At 53.7% G+C, this 23,048-nt stretch carries 12 protein-coding genes; 5 read left to right on the top strand and 7 right to left on the bottom strand.

Features of this window, described 5'->3' with window-relative positions:
• Positions 1 to 49: 49 nt before the first annotated feature.
• Positions 50 to 1,648, bottom strand: coding sequence for a BBP7 family outer membrane beta-barrel protein (locus LOC67_RS05560; protein WP_230261512.1), 1,599 nt, complete (start codon positions 1,646 to 1,648; stop codon positions 50 to 52).
• Positions 1,649 to 1,966: 318 nt separating this feature from the next.
• Positions 1,967 to 3,025 carry a phosphoribosylformylglycinamidine cyclo-ligase gene (purM, locus tag LOC67_RS05555; protein WP_230261511.1) on the bottom strand — a complete coding sequence of 353 codons (1,059 nt, stop codon included), beginning with the start codon at positions 3,023 to 3,025 and terminating at the stop codon, positions 1,967 to 1,969.
• 487 nt (positions 3,026 to 3,512) lie between these two features.
• Between purM and glgX the strand changes: the two genes are divergently transcribed.
• The 5 genes from glgX to LOC67_RS05530 all read left to right on the top strand — a co-directional run bounded on the left by glgX (position 3,513) and on the right by LOC67_RS05530 (position 9,926).
• The gene (gene glgX / locus LOC67_RS05550) at positions 3,513 to 5,615 is read left to right on the top strand and encodes a glycogen debranching protein GlgX (RefSeq protein ID WP_230261510.1); all 2,103 of its coding nucleotides are present in this window, start codon (positions 3,513 to 3,515) and stop codon (positions 5,613 to 5,615) included.
• A 274-nt stretch (positions 5,616 to 5,889) separates the two neighbouring features.
• Entirely contained in the window at positions 5,890 to 6,465 is a 576-nt protein-coding gene (dcd, locus tag LOC67_RS05545) for a dCTP deaminase (RefSeq protein ID WP_230261509.1), read from the top strand.
• Positions 6,466 to 6,494: 29 nt separating this feature from the next.
• A complete protein-coding gene (locus tag LOC67_RS05540; RefSeq protein ID WP_230261508.1) occupies positions 6,495 to 7,076 on the top strand; it encodes a DUF2141 domain-containing protein in 582 nt (193 codons plus the stop codon).
• Positions 7,076 to 8,692, top strand: coding sequence for an ABC transporter permease (locus LOC67_RS05535; protein ID WP_230261507.1), 1,617 nt, complete (start codon positions 7,076 to 7,078; stop codon positions 8,690 to 8,692). The genes LOC67_RS05540 and LOC67_RS05535 overlap by 1 nt, the downstream gene beginning before the upstream one ends.
• A 139-nt stretch (positions 8,693 to 8,831) precedes the next feature.
• On the top strand, positions 8,832 to 9,926 hold the full coding sequence (locus tag LOC67_RS05530; RefSeq protein WP_230261506.1) for a DUF1570 domain-containing protein: 1,095 nt from the start codon (positions 8,832 to 8,834) through the stop codon (positions 9,924 to 9,926).
• A gap of 15 nt (positions 9,927 to 9,941) precedes the next feature.
• On the opposite strand, the gene LOC67_RS05525 is transcribed toward LOC67_RS05530, so the two are convergent.
• The 5 genes from LOC67_RS05525 to LOC67_RS05505 form a co-directional block, all read right to left on the bottom strand.
• Complete coding sequence (locus LOC67_RS05525; RefSeq protein ID WP_230261505.1) at positions 9,942 to 11,924, bottom strand: hypothetical protein; 1,983 nt, start codon at positions 11,922 to 11,924, stop codon at positions 9,942 to 9,944.
• Between the two features lie 276 nt (positions 11,925 to 12,200).
• Positions 12,201 to 13,529, bottom strand: a complete 1,329-nt coding sequence (locus tag LOC67_RS27530) for a L,D-transpeptidase (RefSeq protein WP_230261504.1) — start codon at positions 13,527 to 13,529, stop codon at positions 12,201 to 12,203.
• 212 nt (positions 13,530 to 13,741) lie between these two features.
• On the bottom strand, positions 13,742 to 15,343 hold the full coding sequence (locus LOC67_RS05515; protein ID WP_230261503.1) for a Na+/H+ antiporter NhaC family protein: 1,602 nt from the start codon (positions 15,341 to 15,343) through the stop codon (positions 13,742 to 13,744).
• 126 nt (positions 15,344 to 15,469) lie between these two features.
• A complete protein-coding gene (asnS, locus tag LOC67_RS05510; RefSeq protein WP_230261502.1) occupies positions 15,470 to 16,864 on the bottom strand; it encodes an asparagine--tRNA ligase in 1,395 nt (464 codons plus the stop codon).
• A 111-nt stretch (positions 16,865 to 16,975) separates the two neighbouring features.
• The gene (locus tag LOC67_RS05505) at positions 16,976 to 23,047 is read right to left on the bottom strand and encodes a hypothetical protein (protein WP_230261501.1); all 6,072 of its coding nucleotides are present in this window, start codon (positions 23,045 to 23,047) and stop codon (positions 16,976 to 16,978) included.
• Position 23,048 lies beyond the last annotated feature (1 nt).

Genomic DNA, 23,048 nt, shown 5'->3' with positions numbered 1-23,048 from the left:
GCGTTGGATGGGCTTCTAGTACTGGATGGGCTTTAAAAATTGGACGGGCCTAGTAGATATACGAAAGGCCGAAGTGCAGGCCTTGGAGATAGACGGTGTCCTTACGGAACACGGCAAGCGGGCGATTGGTCGCGTCCGACAAGTCGGTTCCTAATTCCGGATCGATGACGCCCGATGGACGCAACGCATGTGTCATCGCGATGATGTGATAACCGAATGTCACGTCGAACGAAGGGAATCGTTGCCATCCCAATGTCAGGTCCAATTCAGGAACCCATCCAAACGTATTGTCGTCATGGACACCGGAGTTGCTGTCACGTACCAGCAAGCCGCTGGGTGTTTGTGCGGTATCGCCATCGATGCTGATCGTTTGATTGCCGCTTAAATCCACACGACGACGGGTGTTTCCGAATGCCGCTTTGGCAAGCGTGCTAACGGACCAACAACCTTCACGGTAAAAACTGGAAACACCGATTTGAGCCCCATGGAAATCGTTTTGGATTTCGAAGGCGTCTTCCAACGAAAGGATTGCCCCTGCATCGACGCCCGAGAGTGAGGTCGAACGGCTATTGATGGTCAAGTTTTCTTCGACCCGCATGTACTGATATCCGTATAGCAAGTCGACCGTGGCACCATGATTCTTGTACCACAACTGGCGGATCGAAACGTCGCCACCGAAGATCTGGCTATCGGCGTGAACACTGACTTCGCCGGATGCGATCCCGGGTTCTGCAATGACTTGGAATCCTTGCTGGTCCAGTTCGACGTCAAAGAACGGTCGGCCAAACGTGGACGCGGTCGAATCATTGGCGGTGAAGTCGTAGGTCTCTTCACCGGCGAACCACAGCCGCCCTACAACGCTGCGATCTTTGTACGGGTCCAGCCACATACCGAGTGTCAAGCGACCGCCTACGGTCATATCGTCGAACACTTTCTCGGCACCGGAGAGAACTTCAAAGCTCGCGTCGAGCTGATCGGTCGTTACCAGTGGCGGTAGGTGATCGCCATTTCGAAACATCAACAGCAGCTCGACCGAACCGAACCAATCACTGGGACCACAAGGATCGCAGCCCATCGAATCACAACCGCCTGCGTCACAAGCCAAGTCGTAACCGGAGTCTTGATAGACGACATCTTCGCTGAAGGTATCGTGGCTATAGGCAACATCCATCGAAGCCCCAGACTGACACGATTGGCAACCACAGGTCGCGACTTGCTGTTCAGTTATCGGCTGATGAATGGGCACGGCGTGTTTTGTCGTCGCAACACGAGTCGCCTTTCGTACCGCAGCAGCCTCGACGGCGTCGGTTCCTTCGTAGGAGACCGTTTGCACGCCGCGGTTGTCGGACTGAAGATCGACAGGGTTTTCTGCCAAAACAACGGGAAGCGGAATGCCCTGGACTTCGACTGCAGAGTCTCGCTGGCGATCAACCACGGGTGACTTGACCAGCTGGTTCCGGATGCCGGCATCACGTGGTGGAGCGGCTTGAACCTGGCCGGCGACCAATGTTGGCGGCTGATAGACCTGACGATCGGGAGTCTTTTTCCGAATCAGCCCATCAGCGAAACCGCCGTTTGTCATTGCCAAAATGCAGCTGCCCGCAAGCAAGGCTCGAAGGTATCGATGTCCAGTAGCGTCGTTTTTCATTGGCTCGCAATCGTTGCGTCGAATCCTGTTTGGCCAAACGTCACGTCGCGAATCTGCGACGACGGACCGTCTGCCATGGAGTTCTTCGACATTGCCGAATGTTCCGCTTAAGGGAATTTGGCAAAGTTTGCGGGCTAGGCTGAGGATGCTGGCGTGGCCTGCTGGTAGTGAATCGATACCAACAGTCCCTGAAACCACCCTTGCTGGGGCGGATAAGTGGCATGGCAATGCGAGCATGTGCAGTTGCTCGGCATTGCTTGCAACGCTTGACTCTGCAGCCAACAGAGTCACTTGCTATCAATCACGAGACTGATTGCGTTAGACGTAGCGAACTTTGCCGCTGCCGAAGACGATCTTACCGATTGGCATCGCATCGATTCCGACGCTTGCGAGGCGTGACTGGATACTGGACGAATAGAATTCACTGACAACCATTGCCATCCCGATGCCCATGTTGAACACACGCCGCATTTCGGATGTTTCCACGTTGCCGGTTGATTGCAAGAACTTGAAAATCGCGGGAGCGTCCCAGCCTTTGCTATCGATTTCCGCGTCCAACTCTTTCGGCAAGATCCGGTCTAGGTTTTCCTCGATACCACCGCCGGTGATGTGAGCCAGTCCGTGGATGACTTGTTTCACGCGATAGTGGGTTTGAACGGCTCGGATGGCCGAAACATAGATACGAGTGGGAACCATGCAAGCCTCTGCGAGTGACTTGCCGCCGAGTTCCTGCGGTGTATCGGACCAGTCCAGCCCGGCATCGGCGATGACTTTTCGGACAAGCGAGAAACCGTTGCTGTGCAGACCGCTCGCTTCGATCCCCAGCACGACATCGCCTTCGCTGATCATCTTGCCGTTGATGATCTTTTTCTTTTCGACCACACCGACAGCAAAGCCGGCCAAGTCGTAGTCATCGATGCCATACATATCAGGCATGATCGCGGTTTCGCCACCGAGCAACGCCATATCGCCTTGGACACAGCCATCGCTGATTCCGCGAACCACCTTTTCCAGACGCTCCGGGTCATCTTTCCCCATCGCGATGTAGTCCAGAAAAAACAGCGGTTCGGCACCGGTGCACATCAGATCGTTAACGCACATCCCGACCAAGTCGATTCCGACGGTTTGGTGCATTCCGGTCTGCTGAGCAATTTTCAGTTTTGTGCCGACGCCATCGGTCCCACTGACCAAAACGGGGTCGTCGTAATTGCGTGCAAAGAGCTTGCCTGGAAAATCCAATTGGAAGAGTCCGGCAAACCCACCATCGCTAGGAATGACGCGAGGGCTGAAGGTTCGATGCATCAACTGGGGAAGTCGACGCATGGATTCGGCATAAACGTCCAGGTCGACGCCGGCATCTTTGTAGGTCGCAGCCATGTAGCGAATTCGGTGAAGGGATCAGTGGTTGGTGGATCTAGCAAGCAAAGCGTCCAGTTTGACATCGATCAGCAAAAATAGGTAGCCGTCTGGCCTGCAAGACGCCATTAAGGGCGGCTAGTGCGCAACCAGGGCACCGGCAGGTGACAGATGGCCACAAGGGTGGCAGCTGAAGCGGTCAAAATGCCGACATAACAGTAAACTCTAACAGTTAGTCAGCATCTTCCGGGGGGAATTGCCCGTCCGGCGGCTGCAATCATCAGCGTTTCACTGACCCGTAGGTGAGGTTTCTTCGTCAATCTATCGCCAATAGTTATTGCAGGTTCTGTTACTCGTCCTGTTTACGACTCTCCGCTTTGTCGCTGAGAGCTAAAAGGTAGCCGAGTGGTAGGCTTTCGGGCAGTCGCCGTGCTCGACAAGGGTTCGGTGAGTTCGAAGCACTGCGACAGACTTAGCAAATATTGGGATTGAAGGAGACCCCCACGACATGCTTATGCGACAACCTACCGGAAACCTCCAATTCACTTATCAGCCGCCTTTTGGAGCCACCGTCCAGGATAGCGGCGTTCAGTTTTCGGTATTTAGCCGTTCGGCAACGGCGATGCGATTGTTGCTTTACAACAAGGTTACCGATCCAGAGCCCGCCGACATTATCGAATTTGACCGTGACACCGACCGCTGGGGCGATGTCTGGAGTCTATCGGTGCAGGGACTGTCCCCGGGACAGCTCTATCATTTCCAAGCCAGCGGGCCTTGGGATCCTGACAAAGGACAACGATTTGATTCGGCCGCGCGATTGATCGACCCTTACGCGCAGGCTCTCGCCGGCACGTTCCAAAAGGGAACCGATGGCGTGATCCGCCCGCCGAAGTGCGTCGTTGTCCAAGACGACTTTGACTGGGAAGACGATCGACACATTCGTCGTGACCTCAGCGAATCGATCATTTACGAAATGCACGTGCGTGGCTTCACCCGAAGCCGCACCGCCAAGATCAAATGCCCAGGGACTTACCTCGGCGTGATCGAAAAGATCCCTTACTTGAAAGAGTTAGGGATCACCGCGGTTGAATTGATGCCGGTCAACGAATTCCCGATTTTGGACATCTGGGGCAACAACCCCGAACGTCCCAATTACTGGGGATACGATCCGATGGCGTTCTTCTCGCCTCACCGAGGATACGCGCACGATAAGCGTCCCGGTGCCCAGGTCAACGAGTTCAAAACGATGGTCAAGGCACTGCATGCCGCCGGCATCGAAGTGATCTTGGACGTGGTCTTCAACCACACCTGCGAAGGCAACGAAAACGGACCGACGCTGTCCTTCAAAGGCTTGGAAAACCAGGTCTATTACATCCTCAGTGAAGGCAAGCACTTTTCCAACTACAGCGGTTGCGGCAACACGATCAACGGCAACCACCCGGTCGTTCGCGAGATGATCTTTCACTGCTTGCGTCACTGGGTTCACAACTACCACATCGACGGATTCCGGTTTGACCTCGCCAGCATCCTGTCGCGTGACCGTGGCGGTAACTTGATCCCCAATCCGCCGATGGTCGAATTGATCGCCGAAGATCCTTTGTTGGCAGACACGAAGATCATCGCCGAAGCCTGGGATGCTGCCGGAGCTTACCAAGTCGGATCGTTCGGAAATCACCGCTGGGCAGAATGGAACGGACGCTACCGCGATGACGTCCGTGGATTTTGGCGAGGCGATGGCGGAACGCTTGGTGCCTTGGCAACTCGATTGGCAGGCAGCAGTGACTTGTATGAACACGCGGGACGACCACCGTTCTGCAGTATCAACTTCATTACCAGTCACGACGGTTTCACGCTAAGCGATCTTGTTTCCTACAAGGACAAGCACAACCTGGCGAACGGTGAAGACAATCGCGATGGTGACAACCACAACATCAGCGACAACTATGGCATCGAGGGCCCGACGCGACGCAAGGGTGTGAACACGATCCGTGCCCGTCAGGTTCGCAACATGCTTGCGACGTTGCTGTTGTCACAGGGTGTTCCCATGCTAGTCAGCGGCGACGAAATCCGCCGCACGCAACGGGGCAACAACAACGCCTATTGCCAAGACAACGACATCAGTTGGTTTGATTGGCGACTGGTCGAGAAAAACGCCGACGTTCTGCGATTTGTCAAAGCACTGACCAAATTCCGTAAAGGCCAGCCAACGGTTCGCCGGACGAACTTCCTGACCGGTCAACCGGTAGACGGTCGTTTGATCAACGATGTCGCGTGGTACTCCGATGACGGAAACCCACTGGACTGGAACCAGCATCACCTGAGCATGGTTGCCTACATCGCCGCACCAAGCCGTTTGGAAGATCCGACCGGACAAGGCCGCGACATCGTGTTGATGTTCAACAGCACAGGTGAAGACCGCATTCAGCATCTACCCGAAGTTGGACGCGGAATGAAATGGAACTTGTTCATCGATACCGCTGCGGAATCCCCCAAGGATATCTATCCGAATAACGACGGGCCGATGCCGCCGAGCAACCGCCAGGTCAACATGCCTTGCCATAGCTTGAAGGTATTCGTCAGCGGACGGATTGCCAACAAACGACGCAAGTAATCGATCGTCACCGGTCGAGTCACCAGCGAGACATCACCCCAATCGCCACCACGGCGATTGGGGTTTGTTTTTCGACTGACACATGCGGCCGCCGTCCCTGGGTGGGAAGTCGTTTTCACCCACACCTGGTCTTTCGCCATTGATGGCCATTCTGCCACTTCGAAAACGAATCGACTCCTGCAGGTGTCGTCGCACGTGATTTAGCACCTGCGGCGGATGTGCTAGAATCTGGCTTCGTCGTCTATCCTGTTCGTCCTCCTCAAATATTTCGACGATGCTGCTTTCTTCAAACGAAATCCGCCGACGTCTGGAAGACGGAGAGATCCGAATCGACCCGTTTGATCCCCAACGTCTGAATCCCAACAGCTACAATCTGGCGTTGCACGACGAATTGCTCGTCTACGAGGAAATCGTGCTCGATGCGGCCGTCCCGAACCGCTATCGGCGATTGACGATCCCCGAAGAGGGACTGACACTGCAACCGAATATTCTGTATCTCGGTCGCACCGCCGAGTACACCGAAACCCAAAATCTTGTCCCTCTGATTCAGGGTCGCAGTTCGCTCGGTCGATTGGGATTATTCATCAACCCAGGTGGATCGATCGGCGATGTGGGCTATCGTGGAACGTGGACCCTGGAGATGCACTGCGTGCAGCCGGTTCGGATTTATCGCGACATGCAGATTTGTCAGATCTACTACCAACAGTTGTGCGGTGAAGGATCGAATTACTGCAGCGACAAATATCAAAACAGTCGCGATATTCAGCCGAGTTTGATCTATCGTGAATTTGGCTGCGGGGTCGACGATTCACAGCTTGAATTGAACTTTGGCGATTCGACAAGAGAATGAATGACGTCGCTGGCGTCAACGGAATCTAAATGCCCAACCCTACATTCAAATATCCCGTCGAAACTCGGCGGAAAGGTCAGCTAAAACGCGCGTGGAAAGAAAGCCATGGGACGGCGTTACTTGGGTTCGCATTGGTGATTTTGCTGGTCGGATTGATCCTGATTTGGACCAGCCCACCTCGCGAAGAAACGGTTGACCTATCGACACTGGCAAATGAAACCGAAAGCGCGCCCGAGCTTCCCGAAAACTCGCTGCTGATTCGCGTCGCGACAGATCAGTCGGCTTCCACAGGCCCGATCCGAATTGCGATCTACGATTCCCTTGAAGCTTTCGGCAATCCGGAAAAAGCGATCGTTAAAGACGCATTGCAGCCGGTCGACGGTTTCGTCGTCTGGGAAATCGACCTCAGCTTTTTGCCCGAAGAGTTTTCGATTGCCGCGTTTCATGACTTGGACAATAACGGGCAACTGAATCGCGCGTTGTTGAATGCTCCCGTTGAGCCGTATGGCTTTTCCAACAACGCACGCAACCTGTTCGGTCCGCCGACCTACGAACAAACTTTGGTCAGTCGGCCAAGCAGTCCGCAGGTGATTGAGATTCGAGTTTATTGATGGCGTGGCTAAGACCGCTGCTGCTGACGCTTGAACTGATGTCGCTGTCGATGATCAGTGCTGTCATCATCGGCGTCTGCCTCGCGTTCGCTTTATCAACCGTTCGTCGCGACCGTCCGATTGGCAAGCTGGTTTACCTGTTTTGCATGGTCGGGTTGGTCGGATGCCTTGCCACACCATTGGTCATGCATGCGGCCGCGTGGGAATCGACGGCTGGTAAATTCGGTTGGTTGTCGTTGTCTCAAACTGCAGCGCGGACCTACAGCGGAATCGCTGGCCGATACACCGGTGTGGTAGCCAGCGTTTGGATACACGGCCTGTATGGCAGCTCGATCGTTGCGCTGGCCACGTTGTACGGTACGGCGCGCGTTCCCCGATCGATCCTCGATACCGCAATGATCGATGGTGGCCCCATCTGGTGCTGGTGGCGCATCCGTTTGCCGATTGCAAAGAACTGGGTGTTTGCGGCAGCCTTGGCAACGGGAATATTGGCTGCCTCCGAAATGACTGTGGTTGACTTATATGGGATGCGGACACTTGCCGATGAGTTTTACCTTTTCCACACCGTCGATCCCTCGCTGACGTCAATCTTGATCGTGCTCGTCATTCCCTGTCTTGTCGGGCTGACGTTTCTAAGTGTGTTATTCTTCCGCCTCGCCAAACAAGTCGACTCGCGTTTGCTGGACCAAAGGCTGATCGAAACGCGAGAATTCAAAACCGAGCGACGATCAGTCGACTCTTTCCCGGGTCAATCGGCAGATGTGGAACTTGATTTCGTATCGCGGACCATAACCGCGGGATTTGCCTGTTTCGTTACCACGCTTATGTTTGCCTTTCCACTAGCTGGCATCGTGGTCAAGGTCGGGCAACAAACCCAAGTCGTTCACGTTGGAGAGACCAGCCACGTCGAGGTGCAATGGAGCGTCAGCCGAACGGCTGAAGTCTTAGCACGTGCCCTGCATGAGTTTTCATCGGAATACCTGACAACAATCATGCTTGCCGTCTGCACCGCAACGTTATGTGTCGTTGCCGCTTGGGGCGTCGTCTCAAGAACTCAGCACCGTTCCGGCTGGAAACTTTTGCTTGATGGGCTGTCGGTGATGTCGTTCCTGATCCCAGGACCATTGGTCGGATTGGCGATCGTGCGGATGTTTAGCTTGCCGGTTCCAGGTTTGACGATGCTCTACCAGCAAACGCTGCTTCCAACCATTCTCGCACTGTCAGTTCGCACACTTCCGGTCGGATACTGGGTCTTGCGATCCGCCTATCTTGGCATCGACCAGCAGGTCAAAGACGCTTCACAATTGGACCTTGGCTGGATCCAGCGATTTTGGATCATCGAACGGTCGATGATGACGCGTCCCCTAACGATTGCCTTTGTCGCGACGCTGATCATGGCAAGTGGTGACGTTCCCGCGTCATTGCCTGTCATCCCCCCTGGGGTTGTCACGGTAGGAACCCGTCTATTCGGGCTACTACACAGTGGTGCTCGATATCAAGAAGCATCGCTGGCGTTCTGGTATTTGCTGTTCGTCATTATCGCTGCGATTGTTTTGGTCCAATTTACTTGGCGTGTTCCAAATCCGCTGAAGCGTTGGAAGCGACCGAGCCAATGACGTAGACTGGACGGCGTGAACCAAGCCGAGGGCCGAGTTTTTTCGATACGAAACGATTCCCCACGCCAGCCCCCGACGTATTCCAAGTCCCTTCAATTCCCCTTTGTGACGACGAATGATCCTTCCGATTCGGCCAATCATGATGTCGTTGGCGTTCGCCGCGGTGTTGCAAATCCCGCCGGCAAATGTGTCTGCGATCGAAATCATCAAGTTCAATTCGGACAAGAATGATCTCGTCAATGGTGTCCCCAAACCCGTCCGGACAGTGCATGGCCGAATCTTGGTCGAAGCCCAGGATGGCGGGGTCATGCTGCAAAGTGATGACGGAAGAATATGGACGGTTCAGCCCGATCAAATTATCGAGCGATCTTCAAACAACGAGAAATTCAAGCCGATCTCGACAAATGAGATGGTAAAGCGTCTGCAGGATGAACTGCCACCAGGGTTTACGATCTACCGGACGGCCCATTACTTGATCGCCCACAATTCAAATGAAACGTATGTCAAACAAGTGGGGCTGCTGTTTGAGCAGTTATACAAGGGCTTCTATGCGTACTGGCGAAATCAGCGCTGGCGACTGCCCGAGCCTGAATTTCCTTTGGTCGCATTAGTCTTCGCCGACCATCAAGACTTTTTGAAACATGCCAGTGTCGAAGTGGGCGATACGGCAAACGTCGTCATCGGCTACTATCACCTTTCGAGCAATCGAATGACGACGTTCAATGTGCCAAACTTGAATCGCAATGTATCGACGATCATTCACGAAGCCACGCACCAGTTGGCTTACAACTGTGGCTTGCAAACGCGATTCGCTGACAATCCGATGTGGGTTAGTGAAGGGCTCGCGTTGTTCTTCGAAGCGCCCGACTATAAAAGCGCATCAAAGTGGCGAGGAGCAGGACGCGTCAACCAGGTGAACTTACAGCGGTGGAAAGACTATGCCCGATCACGCAAGAACGACTCGCTTGTCTCACTAATATCCAGCGATGATCGATTTCGAGCAGCCGATTCAGCAACGGATGCTTATGCCGAATGCTGGGCCTTGACTTACTATCTGCTAAAGACCCACCGCGAAGAGTACGTTGAGTATTTGAAGCAGCTCAGCAGTGGTAAACCGATGCGACAATCATCGGCGAGAGACCGAATCGAAATGTTTGAAGAAGCGTTCGGAGATTCGGTCGCGAACATCGACGAAGACTTCTTGATGTACATGCGGCGGTATCTCGGTGGCTAAAAAGTGAAGCTGGCATCACCTCGGCTTCGCCTTGATCGTTCGCTTGCTGTCATCGATCTCGATGAACGTCAGATTTGAGAATCCGGATTCCAGTTCGATCAGCGGCTGATCAAAGTTCGAGACTCGAATCGTCATCTGATTGTTGCTTTGCGACATCGAAATCGCATACTTCCGAACCCAATCCGGAAGCGAACGATTCATCGTTGGTAGATGAATCCCCGAAGCATCCTCAACCGTAATCACAACGTCATTTGGTCCCGGTTCAGGGAAGCCGGTTTGACGCTGAGAACTCCCTCTTCGCCCACCGTCCGAAGTCTCACCAGAACCGGGCTGCTCTGCAAATCCTGGTGCTGGCCCCATCGAGCCACGACGCCCTGAAGGACGAGGACCGAAGGATGGAGGTCCGCCGATCCGACCCCGCATTCCACCAAAACCCGGTGTCGTCCCCATAGTATCCACATCGTTGCTCGCAACGGAATCCGTTTTTTCCTCAGCCTGTTTGACTTTGCGTTCCGCTTCAAGCCGACGGCGTTCTTCTTCAGCCTGCTTTTTCTTTTCGGCGGCAGCGATCGCACGGCGTTCTGCCTCAGCTCGCTTCCTCTCGACTTCAGCGAGCCGTTTTTTCTCAGCAGCCTCCCGATTTCGTTGGAGAGCTTCGAGTGCCGCAACGCGTTGTGCCGCAGCTTTGGCGGCTTCGGCTTTGCCATGTTCGAAACGCGCGTACGAGTCCATTTCATCGACGACAATCCCCGTTCCCCTTGGGTCGTACATCAGATCATCAATGTCGTCGTCCAGCGATCGAGTGCTATGGATCAAGAACTTAAGCTCGATGTTCTCTAACGCTTCGCCTTCTTTCAGCCACGCACCGATCGTTGTCCAAGCCATCTTCGATGCGTTGTCTTGGCGATTGTAGATAGTCCCGCGCGGCACTGGCACCAAAATTCTCTTCTCACCATTTGGATCGATTAACGCTCGAGAACGCTCGGCATAGCGATCGATCAAATCGTGGAGCTTTCCTAGTGTTGCATCCGAAACGTTGTCTCGGTCCAGCGAAGCAATAATCCGAGTCGCGTCCCGTTTCAGCTCCGCTCTGGTTTGAATGATCGCCAGTAGCCGGCGGTCATGGTCTTCCCAATCGAGCTGTTCATTCTGGTAGCTCCGCGGATCTGGCAGCTGAATTGCACAGTTTTCAACGATGCCCCGGATCGAGAGCTGAACGAGAGTCAGCATTGTCACTGCGCGGGTAACATGCTTATCAGGAGTCGAACGAATGTTCGGTGACCAGAAAGGCTCCGACGGGTCGGGGGCTTTAAGAGTTTCGACCGGGCTGACATTAAGCTGGTTTTCATCATGCAGCTTGATCGATTCGATCGTCAGATCTTCAGATTGTGGTGACAGACGACAGGCACGTAGCAACAGGCCTTCAAAGTCTTTGGTGAATTTAAGAAGCTTCTTCGCAGACTCTTCGCTTTGGTCACCCGCAGGAATCTGCTTCGCAACGGCCTTCGCACGATCGGCAGTCGATTCCATATCCGAAAGGATGCTCTTTGGCGAATCAATCGCGGCTTGCAGGTCTGAAACGATCCCAGAAGGGCTGAAGTTTTTCAGATCAACAAAGCTGACTACGACTCCGACCAAAATCACCAGCGACAAAACCCCTCCGCCGATGGCAATGGGCTTGATCGGTAGCTTGCCAGCTGGGTTTCGGAACTTTGATTTCTTTTGTTTTGCCGCCTGTAAATATGCCGGCGTGCTGGCTGACGGATTGAACACCGGAGCCGCGTTCGGTGTCGAAGAACCAAAGGGATCTGCAGGAAAGCCGCCTTGTCCGCTAGTGCTGTTGCCGGGCATCGCCGGCGGTAAGCTGTCAAACACGTTTGCCGGTGGAGCCACAGGTGCGGCGTCTGGCGCGGAAGCGGGAACGTTGATCTGAAACGACTTTTGGCAAGTCGGACACGTTGTTTTGACCAGTCCGGAAACTTGCACATTGAGCCGCATCGAAGCCTTGCAAAACGGGCACTGACACTGGAATTGGGGCATCGAGAATAGGCCGACCAGATGATGACAATCGAAAACAAGATGAGGGGTTCAATACCAGCACCATTCTAGATTGATTCAGCCCTTTCGCCCATCGCTAGTTTTTCAAAGTCGAACACTTCGCCTACCACAATTCGGGACCCTACTGACATCGGGCAAAAAAAAACGGCCGTAGGGACTACGACCGTTGTTTTTCGTCAATGAACTGGAATAGCGAGCAAGTGCTACGCCGACGGCTTAGCGTCGGATGGTGACTGTGGAACCCTGACTTAAAATTCCGTAAACATCTTTAGCGTAGTCACCGGCAACGCTGATGCAGCCTTTGTCGGTGGGCTTGACGGTATTTGGGCTGCCATGAATGCATAGTTGCCCGCCGAGGTCGAGCCACGCAGTTCCATAGGGATTGCTAGGCTGTCCCGCATCGATAGTTTGTCCGTTAGGACCATAAAATGTGCGTGACGTTTGCTTGTCTTGAACGGTGAATGTGCCGACCTCGGGGGCAGGCTCCTTGCCGACTTCGATTTCGAATTGACCGGCGTAGAGGTCACCAAGAAACATCGTCATGACTTTGCCTGTCAGGTCGACTTCGGCACGGAACGGTCCGCGTACCATCTTCAGTTCGGTCCCTGGCAAAACGGCGATCGGATCTTCGATTCCGTTGATGTTCGTGATCAACTGCCAAGGCACTTTGTATTCTTTGGCAAGCTCAACTAAAGATTCGTTGCCGCTTAGCTTGTGTGGTTTTTCCAGCAGATGGCGTTTCGAATAGATGACTTCACGGGCAAGGAAATCAAGCCGGCTCATCAACTGTTCCTGCTGAACGTCGTTGGTACCAGGCATGCCGCAGAAGACACTTAGGGTTGCCAACGCTTCTTTCAACTGACCCTTCCCATAAAGTTCGTCAGCCGCGGAAATCGCATTGATCAAACCGAGGTTTTCAGAACCGTTGTTGCCCTGATCGGTCAGGTTTGGCGAAGCCGAATTGAGCGACATCGATTCACCGCCATCAAACGGCTGACCTTTCGAGGGATCGAAGTTGCTATTCGCTGTAGCTGGATCTGGCAATTGAAACTGACTGGAGGTCGACGCATAGGAGTCGATCGGACCTGGCGTCACAGTAGGGGCTGACAAATCAACAGCAGGCAAAGCACGTGGGGCGTTGGACTTTTCCGCTTCGCCATTCGGCTTGGGTGTAACATCAGCGAAGGCGGTTCCAGGCATTCCCATCGCAGAACTTGACGGCGGCGTCAGCATCGCTGTTGCCGTCGAGCTTGGCGAATTCGAGTGGCTCATGCCAGCTTCGATGTGATGCTGATGCCCCGACATCTCATCCAGCAATCCGGCCGGCGGCTCGCCAAGTGACAATGAGGCATTTGGATCTTCTGTGATCATTACGCCAGGAATGATTGGCTCGGCAGTCAAATTGCCGCCACCAGCCTCATCGATGACTAAATAATCTGCAATATCCTCCGAGAGAGGCTCTGGAGGGGTCGTCATTGAAACATAGCCGCCGTAAAGCACGGTCAGCATCAGAACAACAATTGCGGCGGTCTTGATCGTTTGCACGACAGTCCTCCATGACGGATTCGTGCGAGTAATTCCAGTTAAAAGCCTTGCTCGAACCAATGTACATCGCCGAAGCGACGTTTCCGGATCACCGAACAAAGTCGCACTTTGAACGCGAATCATGTGAACATTGGATTTTCAGGCAAAGCCTATTTGGCACTCGTAGCGGATTGCCTCTCTCGGTCGCTAGCCCAATTTGGATCGTAACAAACTCAAGCCTCAATTTCGGACACATCAGCGGGCTGTGATTCCGAGTTTGACTGGCCCAGCCAACGAACGATTGCCCACAACACGACCGCGCCGACAACCAGGCTGATCCAGGGTGATATTCCCCAGGCGGCCGGCAGGGTACCAAATAAGATGCACACAACTGCAACGACGACGGCATAAGGCAACTGAGTCCGCACGTGATCGACGTGATCACATTCGCTCGCCCGGCTCGAAAGCACCGTCGTATCGCTGATCGGTGAGCAATGGTCGCCAAAAATTGCACCGGCCAACACGCTGCCACACGTTGCCAAGCAAATCGAGCTGCTCGCTGTTCCGGAACCGCCCGTCGCCAAGTCCAATTGAATCGCCAAGGTAACCGACAATGGGGTCAGAATTCCCATGGTTCCCCAGCTGGTGCCAGTCGAAAATGCCATCAGTCCGGCAATGATGAAAACGCAGGTTGGTAGCAACTTCGGACTTAACGTGTCGCTTAGCAAACTCGATAGATAGCCTCCGGTATCGAGAGCTTCTTTCCCTGTCATCGCCGATAACGACCATGCCAACCACAAGATGACAATCGCCGGCATCATCTGCCAAGCACCGCGTAGCGATGACTTGACCAAAAACTCCGGCGCCGATTTGCAGATCAGTCCGTGAGTCACGATAGACATCAGCCACCCGGCACCGCCACCAGCGACCAATGCCCAATAGGACTGCCCGTTGCCGATAATCAAGCCAAGATAACGTAGTGATGAAATGCTCGGATCTTTTTCGCCAATCTCTTGATGACCGGTGACGATTAGCACAACGAGCACCGCCAAAATACAAACCGCAACGGGAACGATTGTCGGAATCCAACTGTGACGAATCGGCTGCCGCTTGGCCTTTCTTTTATTCTCACCCTGAGGCAAATCGAGATTCATTTCGGCACGTCGCATGGGACCAAAATCACGATCGGTCCGCGCGACGATGAACACCATCACCAATGCCAACAGCGGATAGAATCGATAGGGGATCGATTGCATGAAAAGCTCGAAACCGGCAGACGCCGTGGTGATGCCCGCATCACTAAGCCCGTCCGACATATAAGTGATTTCAGTGGCCGCCCAGGTACTGACCAATGAAAGTCCGGCGACCGGTGCGGCGGTCGAATCGACCAAATAAGCGAGCTTACTGCGAGAGATTTTGTAGCGATCCGCCGTCGATCGCATTGTGCCGCCCACCAACAGCGTGTTGGCATAGTCGTCAAAGAAAACGGCTAAACCGGTCGTCGCGATCATGGTCTGAGCACCGCGGCGAGTTTTGATCCTTGAGGCGATTTTGGTGACCAGGTCTTCCATCGCGCCACCAGCTTCAAGCACACCAACCATTGCGCCAAGCAACAAGCTGAACGTCAGAGCCAGTAGGTGATCGTAGTCACTGATCGATTCCCAAATGGCAATGACCAAACCCATAAACGGTTGGTCCCAAGTCGCATCCGGTTCGGACAGAATGAATGCACCGACCCCTACACCAAACAGCAGGGGAAAGACGACTTGGCGAGTCAGTATCGCCAAAATGATCGCCACCAGTGGTGGCAACAGCGAAGCGGCTCCGTATTCCATGCTAGCTATCGTCGACGATTCTATCGGCAGCGTCCAGTCCGGGTGGGATGAAGGTCACATCCTGACCGATGAAAGCACCCACGGTAAACGCGCGCCCCAAAGTCAGGCGAAGAGATGACAAGCCAACTAAAACTCGGCGTGCCCGGGTGTCCGCGGGAACGGGATCACGTCACGGATATTGCTCATCCCAGTAACATACTGGACAGCTCGTTCCAGCCCCAATCCGAAACCTGCATGCGGCACGGTTCCGTATCGTCGCAAGTCGACGTACCACCAATAGTCTTCTTCGGGAAGCGACTGTGCCGCCATCCGTTTTTGCAGGACGTCTAAACGTTCTTCACGCTGGCTTCCGCCGATGATTTCACCGACACCGGGAACCAGAACGTCCATCGCCGCGACCGTTTTCTCGTCGTCACTGAGACGCATATAAAACGGCTTAATCGATGACGGATAGTCGGTCAGAATCAATGGGCCACCGACATGCTTCTCCGTCAGATATCGCTCGTGCTCCGCCTGTAGATCGCTTCCCCATTCGATTTGATATTCAAATTTTTCGCTCGAAGATTCGAGCACCTTGATCGCGTCGGTATACGTCATGTGTTCGAATGGTTTTTCGATGACCGATTTGATTTGATCAAGCTTTCCTTTTTCGATCATCTTGTCAAAGAATTCCATGTCCTCCTGACAATTCGAAAGCGTTTCGCTGAAAACAAATTTCAAAAACCCTTCCGCCAAATCCATGTTGTCGGCGAGATCGAAGAACGCAGCTTCGGGCTCAACCATCCAGAATTCGGCTAAATGACGACTGGTGTTGCTGTTCTCGGCGCGAAACGTCGGACCAAACGTATAGATCCGGCCCAATGACGAAGCGTAGGTTTCGCCTTCGAGTTGCCCACTGACGGTTAAGAACGTTGGCTTGTCAAAAAAGTCATACGAATAGTTAACCGGACCACCTGAAGAGGCGAGCCTTTCGAGGTCCAATGTGGTCACGCGAAACATCTCGCCCGCACCCTCGCAATCACTCGCCGTGATGATCGGGGTATGCACATAAGCAAATCGATTTTGGTGGAAGAACCCGTGGATCGATTGGCTGATCTGGTCGCGGACTCGCATGACCGCACCGAGCGTGTTGGTGCGTGTTCTCAGATGAGCCCACTCGCGTAACTTTTCGAACGAGTGTCGTTTCTTCTGCAGGGGATAAGTCTCTGGGTCGGCCCACCCGAGCACACGAATGCTTGACGCGTGCAGTTCCGTCGCCTGTCCCTTCGCGGGAGATTCTTTCAGTTCCCCCTGGACGATGATGCTGCAACCCGCCGTCAGCTTCTGAATTTCACTCTCGTAATTGCCAAGCTCCGCCGGCGCGACAACCTGCAAGTTGCCCAGGGAAGACCCATCGTTGAGTTCAATGAAACTGAAACCGCCCTTGCTGTCACGTCGAGTGCGTACCCATCCACGCACTTCAATACGTTCCGCGATCGAATCAGCCTGACGGGCCTCTTTGACGGAAATCCAATCAGCCATGTTGCAATCTTCCGGTGCGAGTGAAATGACATTCGATCTCCGAAAGTTATCGTGCTCGGCCTGCTGTCGCAATCGGGAATCGAGCTCCCTGGAAACATCGTCATGGACGACTTAGGTGTCCCACTGCTGCATGGATGTCGCGATTTGCCTGAGCTTGGGCTTGTTTTTTTCGATCGCCATCAACGCGACCATCAAGCCGATACCGGTACCAATCCCGAATACCCACCACGGCCAAACGGCATTCATCTGCTGGCCCGCGTGCCAAACCATGCTTGTCACGCCGATGAAGACGAAAATCGTGCCCAAGTACAAAAATGGACGGATGCGCAAAACCACACCAGCGCCGGCTCCCGCGAGCGCCAAGCAGATCAGAACGATTGGCCCAGCCAATGTGCTGCCGATACCTTGAATCAACATATCTGCTGAACTTGAAATGTAGATCAGCAAGGTTGTGGCATAGCGGATCGCCTGAGTCGCTTCTTTGCCAAGACGATCACGATGCATGTGCGATAGCACTAAGACACAGACCGCAGGTGGAATCAGCCAGGCTTGAGGGTGTGTGAGAAAACTCCATCCTGGGACTTGGATCAACACAACCCACAATGCAATGTTGCCTAACAAGATTGACAACAATCTCGATTGAGGACTTTTCCAGATAACAGAGATCACTCCATAGTAAAACGCGGCGACAATCAATAGCGTTTGATAGGAAACATGTCCGCGGGCGAACGTCCATGACGATTCGTCATAGTCACCAAACAGATTGCTTACGAGCGATCCGCTAAGCCAGAATCCCAACACCGGAATCAGAGGCAAAAATAACGCGGTCCGTTTCAACACCGCTGACAGTACTTCGTCCTGACGACGACGAGACCATTCGGTAATCCCAACGCTGACAAACGCCAGTATCATCACGATATAAGGCCAATACGCTCGCAGCCCCAAACTGGCAAGAGGGCTTTTGCAAAGGAATAGATGAAACCACGTCAAGCCTCCTATCGCCTGAGCCGCGACGACAAGGATACCTCGCTGCTGGTCAGACAATTTCCAAATCTCGCGATAGCGAAAACCCGGGCCGCTGGCGATCGATGCGAACGTCGTCAGGACCGTCATCGCGCCAAGCACCACGGCCACCCCCAGATACAAGGGACGTGACAACAACTCAGTCTGATTGTTGGTCCGAATGAGAAACTCCTGGACCAATGTTGCAGCCAAACTGACCGCGGCAAGCAGGATCGCAAGACCGGTCCCATGACGAACCACTCGCCCCCAACGTTGAAGCATCCCTTCGGTGAATAGCTTCGGCAGTGCCACGCTTTGAATGACTGCAACAACGATCCAAGCGACAAACCATCGCGTCGTAAGTACCCAAGTTGGCAAATCTTGATCGACGATCGATGTGCTGCACCACATCGCCACCGAACTAAATCCGAGCCCCAAAGCGACATATCGAAAGCGAGGCATCATCGCCCGCTCCGCAAGTTCGCCGGCAGCAACGGCGAGTAGTACCAAACTACAAATCGATAGCGGTGTCGCCGAATCATTGTTTTCGGTGACCAACAAGGTCAAACACAGCCCACCGATCAAGATCGCTACGAAACCAACCACTCGCACCAACGCACGAGCCAATGTTTCAATGCGAAGCGAGTGAAACACAAGCGAAGCATCCGAGGCACCTACCGCAATATTCGTGTTTGATTCTTGAAGGGAAGCTGTCTTGTCGCTTACAGCTTTCACCGCACATCGCATCCAATCATGATAAGACCGACGAATCTGATCGATCCCGCGACCGATCAACGGAAGCCAATAGGCCTGAAGAACGATCGTCATCGAAACGGTCAACGCTGTCGTCGTAACGATCGAATCAATGCCTGCATTCACCGTGCCTGCGATGTGCACGGTTGCCAAAGCGATCGCTGAAAGAATCGTTAGCATCGCGACTTCAAGTGTGCCTTTGCGATTGCAGCGGAAGATGACCGATGCCGATGCAATCAAGTATCCTGCGATCCGTGCTAGTGACCAGCCATCAAAATCCAATACGTGTTGTGCGGTGGATAGATAGGTGAATGGCGTCATCACCAATTCGACAACGACCGCCGCTAACAGCAGCACGGATGCTTCGCGATCAGCAAGCAAACGACATCGTCCACTCAGTTGCGGCGAATCGCTGATATCCGGCGTACAGCATCGCCAGATCACCAAACAAACGAAGGCCCATCCCAGCACACATGAAATTTGCAGGGCAGGGGACCACGCCATCATTTCGCAAACAAACCCCGTCAGAACACAGCCAACGAACAAACAGTAGAGCGAAAAGAGCCGACTAAGAATGATAGATGTTTTGCTGATCGCCGATCGCGACTGGTCGGCGTATCGCATCATCGCATGGTGGCTGATCATCAGCACACCGATGGCACACGCAATTAGGCCAATCAGATTGTCAATCCGACTCAAGCCTCCGACCAAAGTCAACATCGTCAGCACGATCACCAACACGGCCGTTTGGTAGCGTCCCAATCGATGACTGTCGGCAGCAGCACACCAAACCTGAAACAGAAACGAAAGTCCACACACAGATGTCCAAACGATCTTTAGCGAAACCATGTCGGTCATCCATCCGATTGGTGCCGCGGCCAACAGACATGCGAAATGCCCTGACAGCAAGAGTCCATAAAACTCAATCGGAACATTCCATTTTCGAATGCTTGGGTCTAGCCATTTCAAATTGGCTGAAATCAATACGGCAGACGCTGACAACGCGATGCCGAACGGCCAATGGAATGCGTGAGCATCCAAGTTTGGCAGAAGTATTGCGACCGTAACCGCAACCGAGTTTGCCACAGCTGAAACCATGCAGATCGCGGCAGCAAGGTGAATTGCTGTGGTGATTTTAATCCCCAGCCAATGCACCGAAACGGCATACACACCACATGCCAGTGCGGCCACTTGCGCGGTAAACAACCAAGTGTGCCCGTCGAAAAGTGGTCCTACGAGCACAGCGATTGCAGGGACAAGTATGACGCTTCCGACTTCGAAATAGGATCGTCCAGACCGTTGCCCGACCCATGCAAACGCCATCGAAGCCATCGCCCACCACCCGGCGATCCAACACGTCGTTGCCAGGACGGGCTTCGTCCCTTCACTGACTGCCGGCATCCAATCCGTTGACATCAGCGACATCGATGAGCACGCCAAAACCGCGACCGCAACCGATGCCAATACTCCTGGCTGCGGTACACAGCGTTGAAGTTTTGGCAATCGATGGATGACCAATTCGAGCAACAAGTATCCCGCAAACGAAACCGTCGTCATGAAGATGATTCGATTCGAACCGGGTTGGATCAAAAGGATAGCTGCTTGCAGTGCGATCCAACCCACCGATGCTGCCAATATCACTCCATTAAAAGCGGAGAACAGTTCAGACTCTCCGGACCGACGAAACCGCATCCACTGAAAACCAGCAAATAACAGAAACACGACTCCAGGAAGAAGCAGACTTCGCGGTGCCGGCATCAGTTCGAAATACAGTGGTTCGATCCAAGAGGTACCGAGAACCGTTGCAAAACCATGTATTGTCGCTAAGCACACACCTACGACTGCTAACACGACATAACCCATCATGGACGAATGATCCCATGCGTGTTGCGCCGGCTGGTACCAAGCCAATCGCTCTGTAACTCTTTCGACGATTCCCGAGGACTGACGGAGTTGATTCTGCTGCCAACGACCGGCAAGGATCAACGCCTCGTTCCTGATGACGATTGCAATCGCGAGGATCCAAAACAGCAGACTCCAAGACCAGATCGCGGTACTATCCTGCCAACGACTGATCATGAACAACCAGTCATATCCATAATGGAATGCCGCAATGCCAGCCATCACAGCAATTGCAATACGGGACGAACCAATCAGTTCGGACAACCGATCACCAAACCCAACAATGGCTAGGACGGTGGCGGTGAACAGTAAAACGATGATTGATTGTTCGGCCGCGCCGATATGTAGTAGTGATTGCCATCCACCTTCATCGACTGTTCCGATCACAAAGCTGCCGATGGTGGTCGCCGATGCGAAAACGGCGAACATTGCAGCGGACATCCGCAACGGTTTCATCCGTGCACGTCGGCAATTCCAGAACTCGCCAAACAATAACAGAGTCATTGATGAGGTGAGCAATACCAAGGTCACCGGCAACAGACCTTCAAACTCTTGGCCAATCTGTATCGGCTTAATCACCGACATCCAGAATGCGGTCGTCGCACCGATGACCAGCCACTGTGACGGAACGATCAACGATGTCTTTCGTAATAATCGAAGACCGACGAAACTTGCGGCGGCTAGAATCAGACTGATCACCGCGGGCGGAACGATCCCCATTCGTTCGACCGGCAATACGATTAATGCTGCGGCAACGATGGACGTGTAGACGAACCATCCTGCGCTCGAACAAAGCAGTGGAGATGGTCCCGTCGAAACCCTCTGGCCAGTGTTTTGACGATGGGTCAACCATAAAAACGCCGTGTTCACACAGCTCACCAAGACTGCCGCCACCATGGCTTCGCCCGAGAGCAGCTTTTCAAATAAAGTCGTCGATTCCCAGAGAGCTCCCCCCAACATCGTTGAACTCAGCACAGACGCGAGTCCCAGCGGTGCGATGACAACGGCTACCCATTGGGCTTGTCGCATCAACCATCCCGATATTCCAGCAGTGATGCTTAAACAAATCGCCCAGGCCCAAATCCAACCGACTGACTGCAGCGATGGAATCGCAATAACGCTTGCCGCTCCGAACAACAACACGCAGCTGACTTGTGCAACCAAAGAAAGCTTTGGAAGCGACCGATGGGAAAGTAACCGTACGGCGATCGTGGCTAACAGGACGTAACCAATCATGGTCGCGTCAGCAACGGCGAGCCACCCTGAAGCCTGTGACCTCACAACAAATGCCGCATAGCCAGCCAAGACGGTCAACGAGAAAGAGGTCACCGCGAGTACCAATCCGCTTCGGACCGCCCGTCCCGATGTCGGTTTCGCAACACGTTGTCGCGTCAACATCCACAGGACCAAAGCGATCGAAATCGAGCCACCGAGCGAGAACCAACCGGCCGCATCACCGAAGGCACGAAACGCTGCGGGTAGAAACGGCAGGAACATCGATGGTCCAGCAACACCCAAAGTCATCGCCGGTGCTAGCGATCGACCGACCAAAGCCTGCGATGCCTTCCAAATCAACCAAACATAGACCGCCCCGCATCCCAAGATCGCCGCGACCGTGATCGGATCGGTCAATTGAACCGTCGAACTTCCAATACCATCGGTTGATAGACCGGCCAGAATCCCTAGCGGTACCAACAACGTTCCGATCACCAGCGTCGCTCGACTGGAACTTTGTAGCTTCCATCGAAACAGTGTGTACAAGCCCGCGAAGAAGATCGAAGCGTTGCCCAACATGAAGATCATCGAGGGCACGACGCGGTGCATGTCGGTTATTGTTGACCACAAGCTAACGACCAGCCCGATCGAACAGACGACGATCAAGATCCCCGCGATCAGCTCTCCCCAACGAACATTGTGGTCGGCCATCAGTTCGGCAAATGAACGTCCCGCTTTGGCTTTGACCGTTCCTCCCGCCGGACCTAACTCTGTTCGATTCGGTGAACCAATCGGCGGAGTCGATACGCGATCAAATACCGAATCGCTTGCTGGCTGATCGACTGAAAACTCATCGAAGGGATCGACACAGACATCGGAATCGAGGCTTGCATCAGAATGCACTTCCGTTTCATCCGATGTAATCAACGTCGCGGTCGCCAGACTGTCTTCTGCCGAAATTTGGCTCGGATCGATGACCTGCCAATCGGCAGACTCCGAATCAGGTTGGTTCGGTTCAGCTTGACTGACGAGCGGCTGATGCGACTCACTTGAGAATGATTTGTTTGTCGCCAGGCTTCTTAGACCGGTTCGCCACTGTTCAGCTTCATCGGGTGAAATGACACGTTTGGCAACCAGTTGGCTAACAACACGATGGGCCGCCGCGACGTCCGATTCCGCCTGTGGAACCTGCGACAGTTTCTGCTCGGCTCCAGCAAGGGCTTTAAAAAACCAAGCCAAGATCACCCATGAAAGGTGCCCCAGTAAGGTGATGACCAGCCATACAAAAGCGATCCCTAGCAGAATATCCATC

This window comes from Stieleria sp. JC731 (assembly GCF_020966635.1).
Classification (GTDB): Bacteria; Planctomycetota; Planctomycetia; order Pirellulales; family Pirellulaceae; genus Stieleria.
This window is presented reverse-complemented; position numbering and strand designations above follow the sequence as displayed.

Excerpts from the sequence above, each read along its gene's own strand:
- LOC67_RS05560 (WP_230261512.1), bottom strand. The coding sequence starts at position 1,648 with ATGAAAAACGACGCTACTGGACATCGATACCTTCGAGCCTTGCTTGCG.
- purM (WP_230261511.1), bottom strand. The coding sequence starts at position 3,025 with ATGGCTGCGACCTACAAAGATGCCGGCGTCGACCTGGACGTTTATGCC.
- glgX (WP_230261510.1), top strand. The coding sequence starts at position 3,513 with ATGCTTATGCGACAACCTACCGGAAACCTCCAATTCACTTATCAGCCG.
- dcd (WP_230261509.1), top strand. The coding sequence starts at position 5,890 with ATGCTGCTTTCTTCAAACGAAATCCGCCGACGTCTGGAAGACGGAGAG.
- LOC67_RS05540 (WP_230261508.1), top strand. The coding sequence starts at position 6,495 with ATGCCCAACCCTACATTCAAATATCCCGTCGAAACTCGGCGGAAAGGT.
- LOC67_RS05535 (WP_230261507.1), top strand. The coding sequence starts at position 7,076 with ATGGCGTGGCTAAGACCGCTGCTGCTGACGCTTGAACTGATGTCGCTG.
- LOC67_RS05530 (WP_230261506.1), top strand. The coding sequence starts at position 8,832 with ATGATGTCGTTGGCGTTCGCCGCGGTGTTGCAAATCCCGCCGGCAAAT.
- LOC67_RS05525 (WP_230261505.1), bottom strand. The coding sequence starts at position 11,924 with ATGCGGCTCAATGTGCAAGTTTCCGGACTGGTCAAAACAACGTGTCCG.
- LOC67_RS05515 (WP_230261503.1), bottom strand. The coding sequence starts at position 15,343 with ATGGAATACGGAGCCGCTTCGCTGTTGCCACCACTGGTGGCGATCATT.
- asnS (WP_230261502.1), bottom strand. The coding sequence starts at position 16,864 with ATGGCTGATTGGATTTCCGTCAAAGAGGCCCGTCAGGCTGATTCGATC.
- LOC67_RS05505 (WP_230261501.1), bottom strand. The coding sequence starts at position 23,047 with ATGGATATTCTGCTAGGGATCGCTTTTGTATGGCTGGTCATCACCTTA.